The organism is Pseudomonas sp. 22490 (assembly GCF_052044465.1).
Lineage (GTDB): Bacteria > Pseudomonadota > Gammaproteobacteria > Pseudomonadales > Pseudomonadaceae > Pseudomonas > Pseudomonas aeruginosa.
The window spans coordinates 14,803-29,023 of the sequence record NZ_JBQENS010000005.1 but is presented as its reverse complement, the minus strand read 5'-3'; the positions used below and the strand labels follow the sequence as shown (position 1 = coordinate 29,023).

Sequence of the window (14,221 nt, the reverse complement as noted above, 5' to 3'; positions counted from 1 at the left end):
TCTACCCCGGACCGCCCATTACAATGACAAAGGAGAGATGCGTGGCAACGCCCGACTCCAAGGAACGTTTCATCGGACTGGAATGGTTGCGCTTCCTGCTCGGCCTGTACGTGGTGGTGTACCACACCCTGCATACCTATCCGAAAGAGCAGAAGTTTCCCGGTCTCGACGAACTGACCAGCCTGGGGTTCTTCGCCACCAGTACCTTCTTCGTGCTTTCCGGCTTCCTCCTGGCCCATGTCTACGCACGCAGCGGCCGGTTGCGCGAAAGCGCCCGCAGTTTCTGGACCAAGCGACTGTCCAATCTCTATCCGTTGCACCTGTTCTCCCTGCTGCTGTCGATCCTGGTGTTGCTGGCCCTCAGCCACCTGGGAATCGGTCCCGAGCTGGACAAGGCCACCCCGCGCTTCGTCATCTACGACACCAACGAAGTGCTCGGCCGCACCCACCCGGAACTCTTCCTGCACTGGATGAGCAACACCGAACTGTTCGTCAACAGCATCCTGCAGATCCTCCTGCTGCAGGCCTGGAATCCCTATTACCTGACCTTCAACGCGCCGTTGTGGTCGCTGTCGACGCTGATGTTCTTCTACCTGGCGTTTCCCTTCGTCGCCCCGCGGCTGATGCGCAGCCGGCACAAGTGGAAGGTGCTGGCGCTGGTCTGGCTGGTCTACCTGATCCCGCCGGCGCTGGTAGTGGCCAGCGAGAGCTACGGGATCCCCTGGACCGGCCTGCTGCACCGCAATCCGTTGCTGCGCCTGCCGGAATTCCTTGGCGGCATCCTGGCCTACGGGTTGTTCCGCGGCTACCGCGACCGTGGCATGGTGCCGGGACGCGGCCTGCTGGCCGCGCTGGTGGCGCTGGTGGTGGCGGCCTTCCTGGTGGCCGACTACCTGTTCACCCAGGGCGCCAAACATTGGTACTTCCTGCTGCACAACGGCCTGCTGCTACCGGCCCAGTTGCTGCTGGTGTGCCTTTGCGCGCTGCCCGCCGACCCGAAGAGCGCTTTCGTCCGCCACTGGTCGCCGCGCCTGGGGGCCGCCTCGCTGTCGCTGTTCGCCCTGCATGTGCCGATGTTCACCCTGTTCTCCCGTAGCGAGCGCCTTATCGCCGTGCCGGGGCGTTGTCTCGACGACTGGCGCGCCTGCACCGAGGCGGCGGCCGCGCTGCCATCGTCGCTGCTCTACTACCCGCTGTTCCTGGTCCTGCTGGTGGCGTTCTGCGTGCTGTTCCAGGAGCGCGGCGTGGTGCCGGTGCGCAAGTGGCTGGTGCGCCGGCTGATGCCGGCGCCGGCGCCGGCGCTGGCCAAGGTGCCGCGCCCGGCCTGAGGCCGTTCTCCCGGAGAACCGGACTTTCGACGGGTGGCAGGCCCGGCCCGGCTGGTTATGCTGCGCGGATAACCATAAGAAGAGGGATGGAGCATGCTGCGCAGCCTGTCGCTGGCCCTGTCGATCGTCGCGAGCCTGGTCGGCTGCAGCACGCCCGGCGCGTTCTTCGGTGCGGTGGACGGACCGGCCTTCGTCGCCCATCCGAGCGCCGATGCCAGCCACGCCACCGTCTACCTCTACCGTCCGCGGAGCCAGTGGGCGGACGAGGAACTCGAGGCGCCGGGGATCTTCCTCAACAACGAACTGATCGGCAGCCTGCCGAGCAACGGCTACCTGGCGTTCGAGTTCGAGACCGGCAGCTACAAGCTGGAAATGCGCCGGCCGCTGGCGGGCAGCTTCTGGACCCTGTTCGCCGACGGTCCGATGGATTTCACCCGCATCGCCAGCTTCATGCTCGAGGCCAGGGCCGGCTCGGTCTACTACCTGCGCTACGACGAACTCAACCCGCCACCGAAGAGCGAGCACCCGGCGGGTGAGGGCGATGGCCCGCTGCAATTGGTGGCGGCCGATCTCGGCGCTGCGGAAATCGGCGCTACCCACCAGGTCCAGGAGCCCATGCAGTTCGCCGCCAGCGGCTACCGGAAACGCGTGCAGCGCTCGTTCTGGGAAGGCGTCGGGCGGGCCCTGGACAAGATCGGCATCTGAACCCGGCACGCGTGTAGTAACCGTCTATTACCCGCGTCCCCCTGCGGATTGGCTACCTTAGGTGCATCCCCGGTATGACCGGGCCCTGCCCGAAGGAGTGCGCGTGATGGCTGCGAAGAAGATCCTGATGCTGGTCGGCGACTATGCCGAAGACTACGAAACCATGGTCCCGTTCCAGGCCCTGCAGATGGTGGGCCACCAGGTGCATGCGGTGTGTCCGGACAAGCGGGCCGGGCAAAGCGTGCGCACCGCCATCCACGATTTCGAAGGCGACCAGACCTACAGCGAGAAGCCGGGCCACAACTTCACCCTCAATGCCGACTTTGCCCAGGCCCGCGCCGAGGATTACGATGCCCTGCTGATCCCCGGCGGCCGCGCGCCCGAATACCTGCGCCTGAACGAGCAGGTGCTGGCTCTGGTGCGTGACTTCGATGCCGCGCGCAAGCCGATCGCCGCGGTCTGCCATGGCGCCCAGCTGCTGGCCGCCGCCGGCGTTCTGCAAGGGCGGGCGTGCAGCGCCTATCCGGCCTGCGCCCCGGAGGTGCGGCTGGCCGGCGGCGAGTACGTCGACCTTCCGCCGGACCAGGCCCACGTCGACGGCCACCTGGTCACCGCGCCGGCCTGGCCGGCGCATCCGGCGTGGCTGGCGCGCTTCCTCGAGGCGCTCGGCACCCGCATCAGCCACTGAGACCCAGGAGCCCCCCGCGCATGTGCGAACTCTATGTGAAAGCCGATCCGATCCTCTATGAATCGCGCTCGCGTTCCTTGCGCATCCGCGGGGTGGTGACCACCCTGCGCCTGGAGAACCAGTTCTGGGACATCCTCCGGGAAATCGCCGAAGGCGAGGGCCTGAGCACCAACCAGTTGATCACCAATCTCTACGAGGAAGTGATGGACTATCGCGGCGAGGTGCTCAACTTCGCCTCCTTCCTGCGTGTCAGTTGCACCCGCTACCTGGCGCAGCGGCGCGAGAAAGTCGCCGAGCTGAGCCTGGTCGGCCAGCGCGCCCAGGCCTGAGGCGAGGGAAGACGCGACCGGGGTGAAACGTTTAGGCTGGTCGCACTTCCTCCCCCGATCCGGCGTCGCCTCGTGAAATACTCCCTGCCCACCACGGCCACCGCGCCGTTCTGTCCCTCGGCGGTCAGCCACAGCGTGGCGGTGCCGGCCGACGCCTCGCCGCTGCGCAAGCTGGCGCTGTTCATCGGCCCCGGCCTGCTGGTCTCGGTCGGCTACATGGACCCCGGCAACTGGGCCACCGCCATCGAGGCGGGCTCGCGCTTCGGCTACGCGCTGCTGTTCGTAGTGGTGCTGGCGAGCTTTTCCGGGATGCTCCTGCAAAGCCTCTGTTCGCGCCTGGGCATCGCCACCGGCCGCGACCTCGCGCAGCTCTCCCGGGAGCGCTACCGCCCTGGCGTGGCGCGTGGCCAATGGCTGCTGGCGGAACTGTCGATCGTCGCTACCGACCTTGCCGAGGTGCTCGGCGCGGCGCTGGCCTTCCACCTGCTGCTGGGCGTCTCGATTACCACCGGGGTGGTCCTCACCGCCTTCGATACCCTGATCGTGCTGGCCCTGCAGGGCGCCAACTTCCGCCGCCTGGAGGCCATAGTGCTGGGGCTGATCGCGACCATCGGCGCGTGTTTCTTCGTCGAACTGGTGCTGATCGGCCCCTACTGGCCGGATGTCGCCGCCGGCTTGCGGCCGTCCTGGGACACCCTGAGCAGCCAGGAGCCGCTGTACCTGGCGATCGGCATCCTCGGCGCGACGGTGATGCCGCACAACCTCTACCTGCATTCGTCCGTGGTGCAGACCCGGGTCAGCGGCGACGACGCGGCGAGCAAACGCTCGGCGATCCGCTTTTCCCGGCTCGACACCATCGGCTCGCTGTCCCTGGCGTTGCTGGTCAATGCGGCGATCCTGATCCTCGCCGCCGCGGCTTTCCACGGTAGCGGCCATACCGAGGTGGTGGAGATCCAGGACGCCTACCACCTGCTCGACCCGTTGGTGGGCGGCGCCCTGGCCAGCTTCCTGTTCGGCTTCGCCCTGCTGGCGGCGGGGCAAAGCTCGACCTTCACCGGCACCATTGCCGGGCAGGTGGTGATGGAGGGTTTCCTCCGGGCGAAGATTCCCTGCTGGCAGCGGCGCCTGATCACCCGCGGCCTGGCCCTGGTGCCGGCCTTGATCGGCGTGCTCTGGCTGGGCGAAGCCGCGGTAGGCAAGCTGCTGGTGCTCAGCCAGGTGGTGCTCAGCCTGCAATTGCCGTTCGCCCTGTGGCCGCTGATTCGCTTCAGCAGCGACCGGGGCCTCATGGGGGAGTTCGTCAACCCGCGCTGGGTCAGCGCGCTGGCCTGGTCGTTGTTCGGCCTGATCTCGGCGGCGAACCTGACCTTGCTGTATTTCTGGTTCGGCTGAACCAAGGCGCCTGCGGCGCTGCCAGCCCAGGCTCCGGCCAGTGGCCGTACGAAAAAGCCCGGCGCGGGGCCGGGCTTTTTCAGGGACGGAGCAGGCTTACTTGACCTCGATCGCCAGGCTTTCGGCGATCTTCTTCTGCCAGACCGCCGGGCCGGTGATGTGCACCGACTCGCCGTTGGTATCGACCGCGACGGTGACCGGCATGTCCTTCACCTCGAACTCGTAGATCGCTTCCATGCCCAGTTCGGCGAAGGCCAGCACCTTGGACTTCTTGATCGCCTGGGCGACCAGGTAGGCGGCGCCGCCGACGGCCATCAGGTATACCGCCTTGTTGTCCTTGATCGCCTCGATGGCGATGGGACCGCGCTCGGACTTGCCGATCATGCCCAGCAGGCCGGTCTGTTCGAGGATCTGGCGGGTGAACTTGTCCATCCGGGTGGCGGTGGTGGGACCGGCCGGGCCGACCACCTCGTCGCCGACCGGATCGACCGGGCCGACGTAATAGATGAAGCGGCCTTTCAGGTCCACCGGCAGCGTTTCGCCCTTGTTCAGCATGTCGACCATGCGCTTGTGCGCGGCGTCGCGGCCGGTGAGCATCTTGCCGTTGAGCAGCAGGGTCTCGCCCGGTTTCCAGCTTTGCACCTCTTCCGGGGTGATCTTGTCCAGGTCGACGCGGCGCGCGGACGGGCCGGCTTCCCAGACGATCTCCGGGTAGGCGTCGAGCGACGGCGCTTCCAGTTCGGCGGGGCCGGAGCCGTCGAGCACGAAGTGGGCGTGGCGGGTCGCGGCGCAGTTGGGGATCATGCACACCGGCAGCGAGGCGGCGTGGGTCGGGTAGTCCATGATCTTGACGTCGAGCACGGTGGTCAGGCCGCCCAGGCCCTGGGCACCGATGCCCAGCTGGTTGACCTTCTCGAACAGCTCCAGGCGCAGTTCCTCGATGCGGTTCTGCGGGCCGCGGGCCTTCAGTTCGTGGATGTCGATCGGGTCCATGAGGACCTCCTTCGCCATCACCGCTGCTTTCTCCGCGGTACCGCCGATGCCGATGCCGAGCATGCCCGGCGGGCACCAGCCGGCGCCCATGGTCGGTACGGTCTTCAGCACCCAGTCGACGATCGAGTCGGACGGGTTGAGCATGGCCATCTTCGACTTGTTCTCCGAGCCGCCGCCCTTGGCCGCGACATCGACCTCGACCTTGTCGCCGGGAACGATGGAGTAGTGGATCACCGCCGGCGTGTTGTCCTTGGTGTTCTTCCGCGCGCCGGCCGGGTCGGCCAGGATCGAGGCGCGCAGGACGTTCTCCGGCAGGTTGTAGGCGCGGCGCACGCCTTCGTTGATCATATCGTCGACGCTCATGGTAGCGCCGTCCCAGCGCACGTCCATGCCGACCCGGACGAACACGGTGACGATCCCGGTGTCCTGGCAGATCGGGCGGTGGCCGGTGGCGCACATGCGCGAGTTGATCAGGATCTGCGCCATGGAGTCGCGGGCAGCCGGCGATTCTTCGCGCAGGTAGGCCTCATGCATGGCCTGGATGAAATCGACCGGGTGGTAGTAGGAGATGAACTGCAGGGCATCGGCGACGCTCTGGATCAGGTCGTCTTGCTTGATCACGGCCATGGAGCACGGTCCTCTTCAGGCGGGTAATTCGGATGCGGGGCAGGGTCACGGAGCCGGCCGCAGCCGAGGAGCGCGCCGGTCAGGCACCGGCGCAAAAAAGGCGCGACAGTATAGCCGTTCCGGCGAGACGGGCGCACGCGCCGACGATCAGACCTTGGTCGGCCAGCCGGCTGGTCGGCCGATAAATCCGCGGTCCGCTAGCTGGCAGTTCGTTCGACTAGGCAACCCGCAGGGGGCAGGGTACATTGCGGCCAGGTGCCATTACGGGACGGAGCCCATGCGCACAGACAAGCCTCCTCTGAAACAGCGTGCGCTGCAAAAGCTCTTGCTCCGCCGGTTCGGCATGGCCGCAGGCACCTACCTGCTCGGCCTGGTCCTGCTCTGGCTGGCGCTACTCAGCGGCTTCTACCGCGCAGCGCCGACCACCGCGGCGGCCAGCACCACCCTGGTGGTGGCTTGCCAACTGGCCTTCCTCTGGCTGTTCGCCAGTGGTCGCAACCTGCGTTACGCCGATCCCAGCCTGACCGAGCCGCAGGTGCTGGTGGCGATCGCCTGGCTGACCTATTTCCTCTACCACGTCGACAGCCTGCGCGGCACCTTCATGGTGTTCTACGTGCTGGCCCTGCTGTTCGGCGTGTTCCAACTGCCGCCGCGGGTCTTCGCCCGCTGTGCGGCGCTGGCGTTCATCGCTTTTTCCGGCATCTACCTGGTAGAGGCCTTGCAGCAGCGTCTCGAGCTACCGGGCCGGGCTGCATTGCAGGTGCTCGTGATGTTCATCGTAATGGTCTGGCTGAGCCTGTTCGCCAGCTACATACAGGCGATGCGGCAACGCATGCGCCAGCGCCGCTATGCCTTGCAGGCGCACCAGGACACGCTGCGCGGCATGATGCGCCAACTGGAAGACCTGGTGGCCACCGACGAACTCACCGGTCTGTTCAACCGCCGGCATTTCATGCGCATGGCCAGCCGGGCGCTGGAAGACCTGCTGCCGAACCGGCAGCACGGCCTGGCGCTGATCGACCTCGATCACTTCAAGCGGATCAACGACCGCCACGGCCACGCCGCCGGCGATCGGGTCCTGCAGACCTTCGCCGCGGTGGCGCGTTCCTGTCTGCGTGATGGCGACGTCCTGGCCCGTTACGGCGGCGAGGAGTTCGTCCTGCTGCTGCCCCACGCCGACGCGGAACAGCTGGAAAGCTGTTGCGAGCGCCTGCGCCTGGCGTTCCAACAGGCGGAACCGGTCGGGGTCACGGTGGATACCCTGAGCCTTTCGGTGGGCATGACCCTGCTGTATGCCGACGACGATCTCGACGAGGCCTTGCAGCGGGCCGACCAGGCGCTCTACCGTGCCAAGCGCGGCGGACGAAACCGCTGCGACGCCACCTGGGAGGTCACCAGTGCCTGACATACGGGTCGGCGAGCGACGCCTTGCCGTCGCCGCCGGCAGCAACCTGCTGGATGCGCTGCTCGCCGGCGGCATCGCCGTGCCCCATAGCTGCCGCGCCGGCAGTTGCCACGCCTGCCTGGTGCATTGCCTGCAGGGCGAGGTGGACGACACCCTCCCGGAGGCGCTCGATCCGGCACGGCGCGAAGCGGGCTGGCGGCTGGCCTGTCAGTGCCGGGTGCTCGGCGACCTCGTGTTGCAGCCTTTCGATCCTGAGCGCGACGGGCTGCCGGCCAGGGTCGTAGCCTGCCACTGGCTGGGCGATGTGCTGCGCCTGCGCCTGGAGCCGGAGCGGCCCTTGCGCTATCGCGCCGGGCAGCACCTGCTGCTGTGGAGCGACGATGGCGTGGCGCGTCCCTATTCGCTGGCCAGCCTGCCTCACGAGGACCCATGGCTGGAGTTCCACATCGACTGTAGCGCTCCCGGCGCGTTCTGCGACCGCGCCCGGCGCCTGGCGCCTGGCGCGCTCCTGCGTCTGGGCGAGTTGCGCGGCGGGGCGTTGCGCTACGAGCCGGACTGGCAGGAGCGACCGCTGTTGCTGATGGCCGCCGGTACCGGGCTGGCGCCGCTCTGGGGGATACTTCGCGAGGCCTTGCGCGCGGAACACCAGGCGCCGATCCAGTTGCTGCACCTGGCGCGCGACCACTACCTGGCGAGCGAGTTGGCGGAGTTGGCCGGGCGTCATCCGCAAGTGCGCGTCAACCTGGTGTCGGCGGCGCAGTTGCCCTCTGCCTTGGCCGATCTCCGCCTTGTTCCGCGGCGCAGCATGGCCTTACTCTGCGGCCAACCCGCCAGTGTCGAACGCTTCGCCCGGCATCTCTACCTGGCCGGCGTACCGCGTAGCCAGACCCTGGCGGACCTGTTCCTGCCCCACGCCTGACGCGGCGCGGTGGCGGTGCCTTGCAGCCATTGCCGCGGCCCTGCGCCGCATCCCTGGAGTGACGATGAGCGAGCTGATTCGGGTCGAACGCGAAGCGGGGCTGCTGACCCTGCGCCTGGACCGCCAGGACAAGAAGAACGCGCTGACCCGCGCGATGTACAGTCGGATGGCCGAGGCGCTGCTGGAGGCGCAGGCCGATACGGCTGTGCGGGTAGTGCTGATCACTGGCGGCGATGCCTGCTTCACCAGCGGCAACGACATCCTCGACTTCCTCGAGCAACCGCCATCCCTGCGCGACAGCCCGGTCGGCCGCTTCATGAGCGCCCTGCTGGAATTCCCCAAGCCGGTGATCGCCGCGGTGAACGGACCGGCGGTGGGTATCGGCACCACCCTGCTGCTGCATTGCGACCTGGTCTTCGTCGGTCGCAACGCGCGATTGAAGATGCCGTTCGTCAACCTCGGCCTGACACCGGAGTTCGGCTCGAGCCTGATCCTGCCGCGCATGCTCGGTCATGCCAGGGCTGCGGAATTGCTGATGCTCGGCCAGGACTTCAGCGGCGAGCAGGCGGCGGCCTGGGGCCTGGCCAATGCGGCGCTGGAGGATGGCGCCACGGTGCTGGAGCACGCCCGCGATGCGGCCCGGCGCTTCCTGCACCTGGCGCCCTCGGCGGTAGTGGAGAGCAAGCGCCTGATGAAAGCGCCGTTTATCGAGGAGCTTCGCCGGGTGATCGCCGAGGAGGGCGATATCTTCAGCACCCGTCTGCGCTCGCCCGAGGCGATCGAGGCGCTCAGTGCCTTCATGCACCGGCGCCAGCCGGATTTCTCCAGGTTCGCCTGAGCACACCGCTGTTGGGCCAGCGGAGCGACGATCCGTAGGGCGGATAACGCCATAGGCGTTATTCGCCGTGAGGCGTCTGAAACGGCGGATAACCGCGTAGCGGTTATTCGCCCTACACCAGGTTGGGCCAGCGGAGCGCCGGTCCGTAGGGTGGATAACGCCCCAGGCGTTATTCGCCGTGAGGCGTCTGAAATGGCGGATAACCGCGTGGCGGTTATTCGCCCTACACCACGTTGGGCCAGCGGAGCGCCGGTCCGTAGGGCGGATAACGCCGCGGGCGTTATCCGCCGCGACGTGCGCTTATACCAGCAGGTCGCCGACGTGCAGCACCTTCATGGTGTTGGTGCCGCCCTGGGCGGTGTAGCTGTCGCCCTTGGTCAGGATAACCCAGTCGCCCTTGGTCACCACGCCGCGCTTGAGCAACTCGTCGACCGCGGCCTGGCTGACCTTCTCCGCCGGCAGCGCCGCCGGGTCGAAGGGGATGGTTTCCACGCCGCGGAACATCGCCACGCGAGCCTGGGTCTCGCGGTGCGGGGAGTAGGCGTAGATCGGTACCGACGAGCGGATGCGCGACATGATCAGCGGGGTGAAGCCGCTTTCGGTCAGGCAGATGATCGCCTTGATCCCCGGGAAGTGGTTGGCCGTGTACATCGACGCCAGGGCGATGCTCTCGTCGCAGCGGTCGAAAGTCTGGCCGAGGCGATGGCTGGATTTCTGGCTGGTCGGGTGCTTCTCGGCGCCCTGGCAGACGCGGGCCATGGCTTTCACCGCTTCCACCGGGTACTCGCCGGCGGCGCTTTCCGCCGAGAGCATCACCGCGTCGGTGTAGTCGAGCACGGCGTTGGCCACGTCGGAGACTTCCGCGCGGGTCGGCATCGGGCTGTGGATCATCGACTCCATCATCTGGGTCGCGGTGATCACCACTTTATTGTTGCGGCGGGCGTGCAGGATGATCTTCTTCTGGATGCCGACCAGCTCGGCATCGCCGATTTCCACGCCGAGGTCGCCACGGGCCACCATTACCGCGTCGCTGGCACGAATCAGGCCGTCGAGTGCGTCGTCGTCGGCGACCGCCTCGGCGCGCTCGATCTTGGCCACCAGCCAGGCCTTGCCACCGGCCTCGGTGAGCAGGCGGCGGGCGTATTCCATGTCCTTGGCGTCGCGCGGGAAGGAAACGGCCACGTAGTCCAGGTCCATGTCCGCGGCCAGCTTGATGTCTGCCTTGTCCTTGTCGGTCAGCGCCGGCGCGGTGAGACCGCCGCCGCGGCGGTTGATGCCCTTGTGGTCGGACAGCGGGCCGCCGATCAGCACCCGGCAGCGCAGTTCGTCGGCGGCGACTTCCTCGACCACCATCACCACCCGGCCGTCGTCCAGCAGCAGCTCATCGCCGACCCCGCAGTCCTTCACCAGGTCCGGGTAGTCGATGCCGACCACTTCCTGGGTACCGGCGTCGCGGGCGTGGCTGGTGGAGAAGCGGAACTTGTCGCCGACCTGCAATTCGATGCGCTTGTTGGCGAACTTGGCGATGCGGATCTTCGGTCCTTGCAGGTCGCCGAGCAGGGCGACGAAGCGGCCGTGCTTGGCCGCCAGTTCGCGCACCAGCCTGGCGCGGGCGCGGTGTTCATCGGGGGTGCCGTGGGAGAAGTTGAGGCGGGCGACGTCGATCCCGGCCAGGATCAGTTGCTCCAGCACTTCCGGGGAATTGCTGGCTGGGCCGAGGGTGGCGACGATTTTGGTGCGGCGAACGGACATGCAAAGGACTCCTTGGATAACGCTGGCGTGCAGGCTACCACCGGCGAGGCTCGGCGGCGACTGCGGAGTCATACTATCTGCATCAGATGTCATTTGTCGGTTTGAGCACCAGCAGGTCGCATTCCACCTCCTCCAGGACGCGTTCGGCGGTCTGCCCGATCAGTGCGTTGTCCAGGTGCCCCCGGGCGACCGCGCCCATCAGCAGCAGGTCGATGTCGTTGGCCCGGACGAAGTCGGGGATCGCCTGCTCGGCATAGCCGGCCAGCAGGTGGCGGCGCTCCGCGGCGATCTCCGGGTAGGCTGCCAGCAGGTCGTCGAAGGCCTGGCGGTGACGTTCCTCATGTTGCAGCACGAAACGCTCGTAACCGGCGAGCATTTCCGCGTCGAACAGCAGGCTGCGCGGCATCGCCGCGTGGGTATGCAGGTAGTCGGCGCGCAGCCCCAGGCTGGCTTCGAGCTGGCGGGCGGCGGCGATCAGCCGGTGATCGAGGGCGGCCGGCTTGTCGCTGGCATGCAGCGGGTCGAGCGCCGCGCACAGGCGCTGGCCGCGCCAGGCGTCGTGATGGACCAGCCAGAGCGGCTGCGGGCAGTGGCGGATCAATTGCCAGTCGCTGTTGCCCAGTAGCAGGCGGCGCAGCAGGTTGTGCTTGCGGGTGCTCTTGAGGACCAGGTCGGGCCGGGTTTCGCCGACCCGTTGCAGGACCATCCGGTCCAGCGGCTTGCCCCACTGGGCCTCGACCTGAGTGCGGATGCCGGCCTGCTGCAGCGGCATGGAAAGCTGCTCCAGCCAGGTGACCCGTTCGTCCAGGTAAAGGTCGCGGGCACGCTGCAGCGAGTGACTGTCGAAGAACAGCCCGCCGTCCAGCGCCGGGTTGAAGTCGCACAGCAGCAACTCGACGCTGGCGCCGCTGCGTTCGGCGATCCACTGGGCACGGGAAAGGGCCGGCTGTTCGTCGCTGCTCGGGTCGACGACCACCAGCAGGTTATGCAGGTTCATGGCAACGCTCCTGGCATTGGGCGGGAATGCCATTGCAGACCAGGCGCCGCGACGGGCGCTTGATCTGGGTCAGTCCGGCGGGGATCAGCGAGGTTGCACGTTGAGCGCCTGGTCGAGGTGCCGGCCGGCCTTGTTCGACAATTCGCCTTCAGGATAGTCGAGCAACTGGCGACGCAGGTATTCGATGGCCTTGTCGCGGTTCGGGTGCGGGTTGTCCGGCGCCAGGTACATCAGGCCGAGCTGGTAGAGGGCTTTTTCCTTTATACCGGCAGGAATCGCCGGATCGTTGACCGCCAGCAGGTAGAGCTCGGCGGCTTCGTCGACCCGATCCTTGAGCACCGCGCGGCGCGACAGCAGGGTCATGTCCGGGTCGAGGCTGGTCTTGTAGAGATCGAGGTTCTGCTGTGGCTTCCAGGTGGCGAGCAATTCGCGAGCGCTCTTCTGCACCGGCTCCCTGGCCCGCTGGCGCATTGCCAGCAGGCGCGCCTGGGCATGCTCGGCGGCGTGGGTGCCGGGGAACTCGCGGACCACGCGCTGGAAGTAGTCGGTGGCCTTGGCGTCGTCGCGCTGGTCGTTGTAGCGGCTCATGTAGATCAGGCCGATCTGGTACAGCGAGATACCGCGCACTTCGGCGCTGTAGCGGCTATTGTCGTAGCCGGTGAGGTAGAGCTTCTCCGCCTCGGCGCTCCTGTTGTCGCGGATCGCCATGGCGCTGTAGGTCAGCAGGTCGCCTTCCTCCTCGATGGCGGCGGTCATGCGGTTGCTCTTCATCTGCTTGTATTCGGCGACTTCGCCAGTGGTCACCTGGGCGACGAACAGCGGCGTGGTCGGCGAACAAGCGGCCAGCAGCGACAACAATGGGAGCAGGACGAGACGGCGGGCGAAGCGCATGGCATCTCCTTGGCGCCAGGGCGAGAGCCACCTCAGTCTAGTCAGGCCCTTCAGTCACGCCAATACGCGCCGATACAGTTCCCAACGGAGGATATGCCTATGCGAAGCTTGATCGTTGCCTGCCTGGCGCTGAGTGCCACCGGTTGTAACAGCTGGTCGCTGAACAGCGACCTGAACGGGGCCTACCGCGCCTACGACAAAGGCGATTGCGCACAGGTGATGCTCGACCTGTCGCGGGCCGAACGGCGGATTCGCGCGCGGCCCTACCTGCAGCCGGAAATCTCGCTGCTGCGCGGCCAGTGCCTGGAACGCCAGAGCCTGTTCGTCGACGCAGCGCAGACCTACCACTTCATCATCGCCCGTTACCCCACCAGCGAATATGCCTACCGTGCCAAGGCGCGGCTGGAGACCTTGCGCCAACTGGGCCGGCTGAGCGAGACGCCGGCCTCGGCCAGCGCCGTGCCGACCCGCCTGTAGGCGGCCGGGAGACTGGACGGGCGTTCAGGCTGACCGTCGGTCGCATGGGACCCCGGTCGATCCGGTAAGCTTCGTCCTGGATTTCACGGAGGAGGTTCGCATGCGTGCCCTGTGGTTCTGTGTCGCCCTGATGCCCGTGCTGGCGCAGGCGGACATCTATCGCTGGACCGATGCCCAGGGCAAGGTACACTTCTCCGCCACGCCACCGGCCGGCGCGCAACGCGTCGAAGTCAGGCCGCAGGTGGTGGAACGCACCGCCGCCGCCGAACGTGCCGGCCAGCGCCAGGCTGCGCTGGCCGAGGAATGCGGGCGCTTGCGGCAACAGTTGTCCCAGCTCGAACGCGGCGGCCGCTTCTATCGGCAGGACGCCGGCGGCGGGCCGGTTTACCTGAGCGATGCCGAGCTGGACGCCATTCGTCGCGAACTGGCCTCGCGGGAGTCCGAACGCTGCCGCTGAGCTTGTTCCCCGAGCGCCGGCATCGTCATACTGGACTGCAAATCATAGCGAAATGCCATTATGGGTCTTCAACGACATATCCAGCGCCATCAGTTGCCCAGCTACCTGAAGGTGTTCAATCGCATCACCGATAAGCCGATGGGATACATCGGCAACGTCTCCGAGGACGGCCTGCTGCTGATCAGCCAACTGCCGATGCTGGTCGGCGCGCGTTTCGAACTGCGCCTGAAGGTTCCGGGACTGGGCGGTCGCCCGCAATGCATCGATTTTTCCGCCGACTGCCGGTGGACCTGCGAGGACGTCACGCCCGGTCATTTCGATTCCGGCTTCCACCTGCTGGCGCCGCCCGCCGAATTCCTCGAACTGGTGGAGGCGCTGCGCCGCTACTTCAGCTTCCCCCGCCAGCCGCAGTCGGTCTGATCC

15 protein-coding genes are annotated in these 14,221 nt (G+C 67.1%); 11 read left to right on the top strand and 4 right to left on the bottom strand.

Annotated features, from left to right (window positions below; translation table 11 throughout):
- Positions 1-41: 41 nt before the first annotated feature.
- From ACTJJX_RS06985 to ACTJJX_RS06965, 5 genes are all read left to right on the top strand, one after another.
- Positions 42-1,328: an acyltransferase family protein gene (locus ACTJJX_RS06985; RefSeq protein WP_016852099.1), complete on the top strand. Its 1,287-nt coding sequence runs from the start codon at positions 42-44 to the stop codon at positions 1,326-1,328.
- A 93-nt stretch (positions 1,329-1,421) separates the two neighbouring features.
- The gene (locus tag ACTJJX_RS06980) at positions 1,422-2,033 is read left to right on the top strand and encodes a DUF2846 domain-containing protein (protein ID WP_003101143.1); all 612 of its coding nucleotides are present in this window, start codon (positions 1,422-1,424) and stop codon (positions 2,031-2,033) included.
- A gap of 103 nt (positions 2,034-2,136) precedes the next feature.
- Complete coding sequence (locus tag ACTJJX_RS06975) at positions 2,137-2,721, top strand: DJ-1/PfpI family protein (RefSeq protein ID WP_003120861.1); 585 nt, start codon at positions 2,137-2,139, stop codon at positions 2,719-2,721.
- Positions 2,722-2,741: 20 nt separating this feature from the next.
- Positions 2,742-3,050: a ribbon-helix-helix domain-containing protein gene (locus tag ACTJJX_RS06970; RefSeq protein ID WP_003101146.1), complete on the top strand. Its 309-nt coding sequence runs from the start codon at positions 2,742-2,744 to the stop codon at positions 3,048-3,050.
- A gap of 84 nt (positions 3,051-3,134) precedes the next feature.
- Complete coding sequence (locus ACTJJX_RS06965) at positions 3,135-4,442, top strand: Nramp family divalent metal transporter (RefSeq protein ID WP_073653404.1); 1,308 nt, start codon at positions 3,135-3,137, stop codon at positions 4,440-4,442.
- 96 nt (positions 4,443-4,538) lie between these two features.
- Here the strand turns inward: ACTJJX_RS06965 and ACTJJX_RS06960 are convergent, their stop codons facing one another.
- On the bottom strand, positions 4,539-6,062 hold the full coding sequence (locus tag ACTJJX_RS06960; protein WP_003116189.1) for a fumarate hydratase: 1,524 nt from the start codon (positions 6,060-6,062) through the stop codon (positions 4,539-4,541).
- 277 nt (positions 6,063-6,339) lie between these two features.
- On the opposite strand from ACTJJX_RS06960, the gene ACTJJX_RS06955 reads away from it, so the two are divergent.
- The 3 genes from ACTJJX_RS06955 to ACTJJX_RS06945 all read left to right on the top strand — a co-directional run bounded on the left by ACTJJX_RS06955 (position 6,340) and on the right by ACTJJX_RS06945 (position 9,224).
- Entirely contained in the window at positions 6,340-7,467 is a 1,128-nt protein-coding gene (locus ACTJJX_RS06955; RefSeq protein WP_003101151.1) for a GGDEF domain-containing protein, read from the top strand.
- Complete coding sequence (locus ACTJJX_RS06950; RefSeq protein WP_003101153.1) at positions 7,460-8,386, top strand: iron-sulfur-binding ferredoxin reductase; 927 nt, start codon at positions 7,460-7,462, stop codon at positions 8,384-8,386. Before ACTJJX_RS06955 ends, ACTJJX_RS06950 begins: the two co-directional genes overlap by 8 nt.
- A gap of 64 nt (positions 8,387-8,450) precedes the next feature.
- Entirely contained in the window at positions 8,451-9,224 is a 774-nt protein-coding gene (locus tag ACTJJX_RS06945; protein ID WP_003101155.1) for an enoyl-CoA hydratase, read from the top strand.
- Between the two features lie 300 nt (positions 9,225-9,524).
- Here the strand turns inward: ACTJJX_RS06945 and pyk are convergent, their stop codons facing one another.
- From pyk to ACTJJX_RS06930, 3 genes are all read right to left on the bottom strand, one after another.
- The gene (gene pyk, locus ACTJJX_RS06940; protein WP_003093930.1) at positions 9,525-10,976 is read right to left on the bottom strand and encodes a pyruvate kinase; all 1,452 of its coding nucleotides are present in this window, start codon (positions 10,974-10,976) and stop codon (positions 9,525-9,527) included.
- A gap of 82 nt (positions 10,977-11,058) precedes the next feature.
- Complete coding sequence (locus ACTJJX_RS06935) at positions 11,059-11,973, bottom strand: universal stress protein (RefSeq protein WP_003120856.1); 915 nt, start codon at positions 11,971-11,973, stop codon at positions 11,059-11,061.
- A gap of 84 nt (positions 11,974-12,057) precedes the next feature.
- On the bottom strand, positions 12,058-12,864 hold the full coding sequence (locus ACTJJX_RS06930; protein ID WP_003455444.1) for a tetratricopeptide repeat protein: 807 nt from the start codon (positions 12,862-12,864) through the stop codon (positions 12,058-12,060).
- Between the two features lie 93 nt (positions 12,865-12,957).
- On the opposite strand from ACTJJX_RS06930, the gene ACTJJX_RS06925 reads away from it, so the two are divergent.
- The 3 genes from ACTJJX_RS06925 (at position 12,958) to ACTJJX_RS06915 (ending at position 14,218) form a co-directional block, all read left to right on the top strand.
- Positions 12,958-13,341 (top strand): tetratricopeptide repeat protein, encoded by a 384-nt coding sequence (locus ACTJJX_RS06925; protein WP_003120855.1) that lies wholly within the window; start codon positions 12,958-12,960, stop codon positions 13,339-13,341.
- Positions 13,342-13,441: 100 nt separating this feature from the next.
- A complete protein-coding gene (locus tag ACTJJX_RS06920; RefSeq protein ID WP_016852098.1) occupies positions 13,442-13,798 on the top strand; it encodes a DUF4124 domain-containing protein in 357 nt (118 codons plus the stop codon).
- Positions 13,799-13,858: 60 nt separating this feature from the next.
- Positions 13,859-14,218, top strand: a complete 360-nt coding sequence (locus ACTJJX_RS06915; protein ID WP_003093898.1) for a PilZ domain-containing protein — start codon at positions 13,859-13,861, stop codon at positions 14,216-14,218.
- Positions 14,219-14,221: the final 3 nt, after the last annotated feature.

What these genes read in the sequence shown, in the direction of transcription:
- ACTJJX_RS06980 (WP_003101143.1), top strand. Translation starts at nt 1,422, where the DNA reads ATGCTGCGCAGCCTGTCGCTGGCCCTGTCGATCGTCGCGAGCCTGGTC.
- ACTJJX_RS06970 (WP_003101146.1), top strand. Translation starts at nt 2,742, where the DNA reads ATGTGCGAACTCTATGTGAAAGCCGATCCGATCCTCTATGAATCGCGC.
- ACTJJX_RS06960 (WP_003116189.1), bottom strand. Translation starts at nt 6,062, where the DNA reads ATGGCCGTGATCAAGCAAGACGACCTGATCCAGAGCGTCGCCGATGCC.
- ACTJJX_RS06955 (WP_003101151.1), top strand. Translation starts at nt 6,340, where the DNA reads ATGCGCACAGACAAGCCTCCTCTGAAACAGCGTGCGCTGCAAAAGCTC.
- ACTJJX_RS06945 (WP_003101155.1), top strand. Translation starts at nt 8,451, where the DNA reads ATGAGCGAGCTGATTCGGGTCGAACGCGAAGCGGGGCTGCTGACCCTG.
- pyk (WP_003093930.1), bottom strand. Translation starts at nt 10,976, where the DNA reads ATGTCCGTTCGCCGCACCAAAATCGTCGCCACCCTCGGCCCAGCCAGC.
- ACTJJX_RS06935 (WP_003120856.1), bottom strand. Translation starts at nt 11,973, where the DNA reads ATGAACCTGCATAACCTGCTGGTGGTCGTCGACCCGAGCAGCGACGAA.
- ACTJJX_RS06930 (WP_003455444.1), bottom strand. Translation starts at nt 12,864, where the DNA reads ATGCGCTTCGCCCGCCGTCTCGTCCTGCTCCCATTGTTGTCGCTGCTG.
- ACTJJX_RS06925 (WP_003120855.1), top strand. Translation starts at nt 12,958, where the DNA reads ATGCCTATGCGAAGCTTGATCGTTGCCTGCCTGGCGCTGAGTGCCACC.
- ACTJJX_RS06920 (WP_016852098.1), top strand. Translation starts at nt 13,442, where the DNA reads ATGCGTGCCCTGTGGTTCTGTGTCGCCCTGATGCCCGTGCTGGCGCAG.
- ACTJJX_RS06915 (WP_003093898.1), top strand. Translation starts at nt 13,859, where the DNA reads ATGGGTCTTCAACGACATATCCAGCGCCATCAGTTGCCCAGCTACCTG.